The organism is Kitasatospora sp. NPDC092286, assembly GCF_044755565.1.
Lineage (GTDB): Bacteria > Actinomycetota > Actinomycetes > Streptomycetales > Streptomycetaceae > Kitasatospora.
Genome location: NZ_JBIVRD010000004.1, coordinates 250918 through 257267, shown reverse-complemented (window position 1 = coordinate 257267; position 6350 = coordinate 250918). Strand labels below are relative to the sequence as shown.

At 71.0% G+C, this 6350-nt stretch carries 4 protein-coding genes; 2 read left to right on the top strand and 2 right to left on the bottom strand.

Going from position 1 to position 6350, the window contains the following annotated elements; genetic code table 11:
* Together ACIQIB_RS06800 and ACIQIB_RS06795 are read right to left on the bottom strand one after the other, a co-directional pair.
* The coding region (locus ACIQIB_RS06800) for a DNA/RNA non-specific endonuclease (protein ID WP_400757063.1) at positions 1 to 562 on the bottom strand (562 nt) is incomplete at its 3' end.
* Positions 563 to 1071: 509 nt separating this feature from the next.
* Positions 1072 to 1542, bottom strand: a complete 471-nt coding sequence (locus ACIQIB_RS06795; protein WP_400757062.1) for an SUKH-3 domain-containing protein — start codon at positions 1540 to 1542, stop codon at positions 1072 to 1074.
* 158 nt (positions 1543 to 1700) lie between these two features.
* Between ACIQIB_RS06795 and ACIQIB_RS06790 the strand changes: the two genes are divergently transcribed.
* Both ACIQIB_RS06790 and ACIQIB_RS06785 read left to right on the top strand, forming a co-directional pair.
* Positions 1701 to 2060 carry a hypothetical protein gene (locus tag ACIQIB_RS06790; protein ID WP_400757060.1) on the top strand — a complete coding sequence of 120 codons (360 nt, stop codon included), beginning with the start codon at positions 1701 to 1703 and terminating at the stop codon, positions 2058 to 2060.
* Between the two features lie 334 nt (positions 2061 to 2394).
* Complete coding sequence (locus ACIQIB_RS06785; protein WP_400757058.1) at positions 2395 to 6228, top strand: phosphodiester glycosidase family protein; 3834 nt, start codon at positions 2395 to 2397, stop codon at positions 6226 to 6228.
* Positions 6229 to 6350 lie beyond the last annotated feature (122 nt).

Sequence of the window (6350 nt, the reverse complement as noted above, 5' to 3'; positions counted from 1 at the left end):
GCCCCTCAAACGCGCCCAACACCGCAACTGGCCACCACCCCAACCAGCCACCGTCACGATCACCAAGCGAGACACGAATTAAGTCACCGGCATTGGGGCTAGACCATGAGTCAACATCAATCATTTCGCGAAAATAAACCCGTCTCATCTCACCATCCCAAGCTACAGGAACCACAGACAGGTTTACTTTTTCCTTTGGTTCGTTATTATTCATCACCAGACAGTCCACATTGAGACCGAGCATGCCGTGCGCCTCAATATGAATAGATTTGGGTACTCCCGACTTCTTCCCGTCATAGATGGCCAGGACTTCATATTTCACTTCCTGTCCACCCTCCTTAATCACTCCGGCCACATCCATCTCGACACCCTTCATGACGTCGCGGTTGGCGATCGCCCAGAGCGGCACCAGATTGCGCAGATTATCACCCGAACCACCATACTGCCTGCCCATCAGGTGGCCACGAGCTCGCCGCCCTTCGGGCAGTGTCCAAAAATCCGGAGGAGCCACCATAGGCCTCTGCGGAAGATTTCTCCACGCCGCGCCTGTATCGTCCTCCATATCTTGCGCTCCCGAAAAGTAGCCTACTGCGCCAGTCGCCCTGCACCCATCAAGACCAGGCCTGAAGCGCTCCCTGGGAAAATAAGTGATATTCCCATGCGCATTTTGAGCGGTGTCTCTCGGGCCATCGTCGCAACGATCCTCAGAGCCCGGCTACTGGGGCCAACAGCCGGAACCTCCTGATCCTCGGCCTCCACATCGGGAGTGGCATTCTGATCCGAACTCGTCGCGATCAGGGAACTGCCGAGCCACGCCCACATCAGCGTCACCGCCACGGTGTACGCCCACGTCCGCCTCCGCCTCCGGCGCCAAGCCATCGACCTCCTCGGCCGCGCACTCGGCAAGCCCGCGCAGGCTGCCACAGACCCTGCCGACGGTGACGGCCCGCCTGCTTGTGCAGCTCCCGTCCGCTGACGTTGCCGTCAGCTACTGCCGTCAGACGCCACAGAGGCCCCGCGGGAAATAAATCCAGCGGGGCCTCTGTCAATCCTTCATGAAGCTAACAATCCCTATAGTTCCCAGGCTCCTACAAGCTGTGGCCTGGATCCATCGACGAGCTTCGCAAAGAATTCGTCGGCACAGCCCGAATATGCGAATACCGAAGAATCCATTCCGGCAAAGAACTTGCCGGAAGGCGACATGTAGATAGTGAAGTGAAACCCATCAATTCCCAATGGGCACAGCGATCCACCGGCCACCCTTGAGCATAGGGTTGCAATTCTCGCATCGCGCTCAGTGCATACCCGCATCGGATCGAATTCGGTCCAGCAGAATATGTCTTTGCCGTCTATGTTGATGCTTGGCAGATGCTCGATCCGCAGGCGCCAGAACACTTCTAGGAACCTATGCGCTGCAGTTGATACGTCGAAGCCAACGCGTCTCATCTCATGGATAAGTCCAGAGATGTCGACCGCGCGCTCCGGGCTCCAGCCTGCTGCTTCAGCCAGGCTGCGACCTCGACCGCGGACAGCGAAGTCCATGCTCACCCTCTCGATAGGTCGGTCGCGCCACGCCGCACAAGCGCGCTCTGACAGGATAGGCATGCTGGCTCTGGTGCGCCAGTAGAGCTTCTGACCGTCAGAAATTCGATGTCACTGAGTTGTAGCGGGCGCCCGAACGCTTCCTCGAAATCTGCTGCATGATTAGCAAAAAGGGCACTGCACGCGCGCATCTCCGCGCAGTTTGCCGCGTCGCCCCCGAACATCTGCCCGCCGTCGGCGGCGGCCTCCTCGATCTCAGGCTCAAGAAAAGCAGGACGAGAGGAGGGTCCGGAGTAGCCGGGTTCGGTGATGTTCGTGTTCCTCCACAGGCCGACGCCGGACAGATCACCGCCAACTACGCCGAACGGGAACCGGAATACGGCATCCAGACACACCGTGCCGAAGTCAGCACCCGCTTCTCACACTGGCTCAGCAACCAAGCCCGCCGGCACGCCCTGCCCGTAATCGACTGCCGCCCCTGGGACAACCTGCCCAACCGCCTCCACACCGCCGGCTGAAGCCTGCGGGCTGAAACTGCCGGGTGAAGCCACCGAGTAGGGCCGCCAGGTGAAGCCGTGGCCGAAGCGGTGCTCCGGAACGCGGCGCCCGGAAGCCGGTGACCGGAACGCGCCGGCTGCGGCCCGTTGGCGCGGGGTCCGGGGGTTTTGTTCGCGGGGGTGAACGCGAGGGTTCACCGTCCGGTGGCGCGGAGGCCTTTCGTGGGCGATTGGCTTCGGTCGGCCCGGTGATCATGGACCCGGGCCCCGCCGTTCGCGGCGGCCACCGGGTGCGCCCTGCGCGCGTGCCCGGCGGCCGCCGCACCCGCAACCGTCCGAGGAGCTGAACCCCCCGATGCCACCCCCCGTCACCGGCACGCCCCGGTCCCGCCGTCCCGCCGCCGTGCTCGCGCTGGGCGCGCTCCTGGTCGCGGGCCTGCCCGCGCTCGTCCCCGCCACCGCGCACGCGGCGCCCGCCGTCTCGGCGGGCACCCCGGAGCTGGTCCTGGACCGGCCGGGCGAGTCCGTCGTCACCCGGCGCGAGGTCACCCCGGTCGCGCCGGGCCTGACCATGACCTCCTTCGACCGGCTCGGGGCCGGCGGCTGGATCCGCGGCAAGGTGCTGGTCGCCGACCTCACCACCCAGGGCCTGAGCGTGGACTACCTGTCCTCCGGCAAGGTGACGACCCGCCAGGGCGTGACCGAGATGGCCAGGAACGCCGGCGCGGTCGCCGCGATCAACGGCGACTACTTCGACATGAACGCCTCCGAGGCGCCGCTGGGCGTCGGCGTCTCACGCGAGGGCGGCCTGATCCACGCACCCGTCGAGGGCTGGAACCAGGCCGTCACCGTCGGCACCGACGGCCTGGCCCGGATGGCCGAGGTGTTCCTGGCGGGCCACGCGAACCTGCCCGGCGGCCGCGAGGTGACGCTGGCCGGCGTCAACACCTACGGCCTGCCCGCCGACGGCGTCGGCCTGTTCACCCCCGCCTGGGGCAACGCCTCGCGCGCGAACTCCACCGGCGGCTCCGGCGAGGTCGCCGAGGTGGAACTGCGCGAGGGCAAGGTCACCGAGGTCCGCGACCACGTGGGCGCCGCGGTGCCCGAGGGCGCCACCGTCCTGGTGGGCCGCGAGGCCGGCGCCCGGGCGCTGCGCGACCTGAGGCCCGGCGACCGGGTCGACGTCGGCTACCGCCCGCGCGCCTCCTTCGGCGAGGTCGCCGTCGCCATCGGCGGCTACCAGGTGCTGGTGGCCGACGGCGTCGCCCGCCGCCCCGGCGACAACGACGGCAACGAGCTCAACGCCCGCACCGCGGTCGGCTTCTCCGCCGACAACAAGCGCATGTACCTGGTCACCGTCGACGGCCGCCAGGCCGACAGCCCGGGCATCAGCCTGCCCGACCTCGCCGTGCTGATGCGGGACATGGGCGCCCACAACGCGCTCAACATGGACGGCGGCGGCTCGGCCGCGATGGCCGCCCGCCTGCCCGGCACCGAGCGGGCCGGCACCGTCAGCAGCCCCTCCGACAACGGCGGGGAGCGGGCGGTGGCCAACGGGCTCGGCCTGTTCAGCGCCCCCGGCTCCGGGCAGGCCCGCGGCCTGCGGCTGCGCCCGGCCGAGGCCGTGTCCACCGCCACCCGGGTCTTCCCCGGCCTGCACCGCACGGTGCGCGCCCTGCCCCACGACGAGACCTACGGCCCCGTCACCGGCGCGGCGCCCGCCGTGCGGTGGTCCACCCCCGACGGCGCCAGGGCCGCCGTCGACGGCCGGGGCACCGACGCGGTGGTCACCGGCCGCGCCTGCGGTCCGGTGACCGTCACCGCGAGCGCCGACGGCGCCGAGCCGGCCGCCCTGGCGCTGACCGTGCTCGGCACCCCGGTGCGGATCACCGCCGGCACCGACCCGGTCGCCCTGGAGGCCCCCGGCGCCACCGCCTCCGTCGCGGTCACCGGCTTCGACGCCCAGGGCCACGAGGCGCCCGTCGAGGCCGCGGACCTGACCGTCACCGGCGGCGAGGGCGTCGTCGAGGCCACCCCCGCGCCCGACGGCACGCTCACCCTCAAGGCGCTCGCCGACGGGAGGTCGGCCACGCTCAAACTGACCGCCGCCGGTCTGGAGACCGCCGTCGCCGTCACCGTCGGCATGGCCGAGAAGCCGTTCGCCGACTTCTCCGACGCCGCCGCCTGGACCTCCGGCAACGACCGCGCCCCCGGCGGCGGCGTCGCCCCGGCCCTGGGCCACGACGGCACCGCCGGCCTGCGGATGACCTACGACTTCACCCAGTCCACCGGCACCCGCGGCCAGTACGCCATCGCCCCGCAGGGCATCACCCTGCCCGGCCAGCCGCGCTCGCTCACGATGTGGATCGAGGGCGACGGCAACGGCGCCTGGCCGCGCATCCAGTACCGCACCGCCGCCGGCGTCACCGCCAACCTGGACGCCCCGATGGTCACCTGGACCGGCTGGCGCAAGGTCGAGTTCCCCGTCCCGGCGGGCGTGCAGTACCCGCTGACCTTCCAGCGCTTCCGGCTGATGGAGACCGGCGCCGGCCGCTCCTACACCGGCGCCCTCACCCTGTCCGACCTGCGCGTCAAGGTCGCCCCCGACGTCGAGCTGCCCGCGCGCCCGTACGTCACCGACCCGGTCGTGCTCACCAGCGGCACCGTGGACCACAGCCCGCTGCGGGTGGCCGTCATGTCGGACGCCCAGTTCATCGCCCGCAGCCCCGACAGCGACATCGTCCAGGCCACCCGCCGCACCCTGCGCGACATCGCCGCCGCCAAACCCGAACTCCTCGTCATCGACGGCGACTTCGTCGACGAGGCGGCCCCGGCCGACTTCGCCCTGGCCCGCACCCTGCTCGACGAGTTCGACCAGCTGACCGGCCACAGCGTCCCCTGGCACTACGTGCCCGGCAACCACGAGGTGATGGGCCCCGGCACCATCGACAACTTCAAGGCCGCCTTCGGCGACACCAAGCAGGTCTTCGACGTCAAGGGCACCCGCTTCGTCACCCTGAACAGCTCGCTCGGCAGCCTGCGCGCCGGCGGCTTCGACCAGGTCGCCGGCCTGCGCTCGGCCCTGGACGACGCCGCGAAGGACCCGGACGTCACCGGCCTGCTGCTGTTCGAGCACCACCCGACCCGCGACCCGCTGCCCGACCAGGGCAGCCAGCTCGGCGACCGCAAGGAGGCCGCCCTCGTCGAGCAGTGGCTGGGCGACTTCCGGGCCGCCGGCAAGTCCGCCGCCATGGTCACCGGCCACGTCGGGGCCTTCCACGCGAGCAGCGTCGACGGCGTGCCCTACCTGATCAACGGCAACGCGGGCAAGGGCCCGGCCTCCGAGCCCGGACGCGGCGGCTTCACCGGCTGGACCATGCTCGGCGTCAACCCCGCCGCCGGCAAGGTCACCGACCCCTACGCCGTGCCCGACGACGCCTCCGCGTGGCTGCGCGCCGAGGTCAGGGCCCGCGCGGACGCCGTCGCCCTCCAGGCGCCCGCCGCGCTCGGCCTGCTCGACAGCGCGCCCGTCACCGCGACCCTCACCCAGGACGGCGACCGCACCGTGCCGGTGGCCTGGCCGGTCACCGCCCAGTGGGGCGGCGAGCGCGTACACATCGGCCCCGCCGCCGGCGCCCCGCGCACCGCCGTCGCCGCCTACGACCCGGCCGCCCGCACCCTGACCGGGCTGCGGCCGGGCACCGCGACGCTGACCGTCACCGTCGGCGGCATCACCGCCCGCCAGGACGTCACCGTCGGCACCGCGCCCGTCTGCACCACCACCGTGCGCGGCACCCGCAGCAAGCCGCTCGCCGTCACCTCCGGCGTCACCTGCCTGGACAGCGCCACCGTCACCGGCCCCGTGCTCGTCCAGCCCGGCGCCGCCCTGGTGGCCACCGGCTCCACCGTCGAGGGCCCGCTGTCGGCCCGCGGCGCGGCCGCCGTCGTGCTGAGCGACACCCGCATCACCGGACCGGTCTCGGTCAGCGGCAGCACCGGACCGGTCGCCGTCCTGTGGTCCACCGTCACCGGACCGGCCCACCTGGCCCTCAACCAGGGCACCACCCTGCTCGCCGGCACCACCGTGAACGGACCGCTCGACTGCTCCGGCAACACCCCCGCCCCCACCGACGGCGGACACCCCAACACCGTGCACGGCCCCGTCTCCGGCCAGTGCGCGGCACGGTGACACCACCCGCGGCCGGCTGAGAACGGCCCGCCACCACCGAGGCCCGTGCGGGCGCCGTCCCCCGGCACCCGCACGGGCCCCGACCGTTCGGGCCCCGCGTTCAGGCCCCGCCCGTTCGGGCG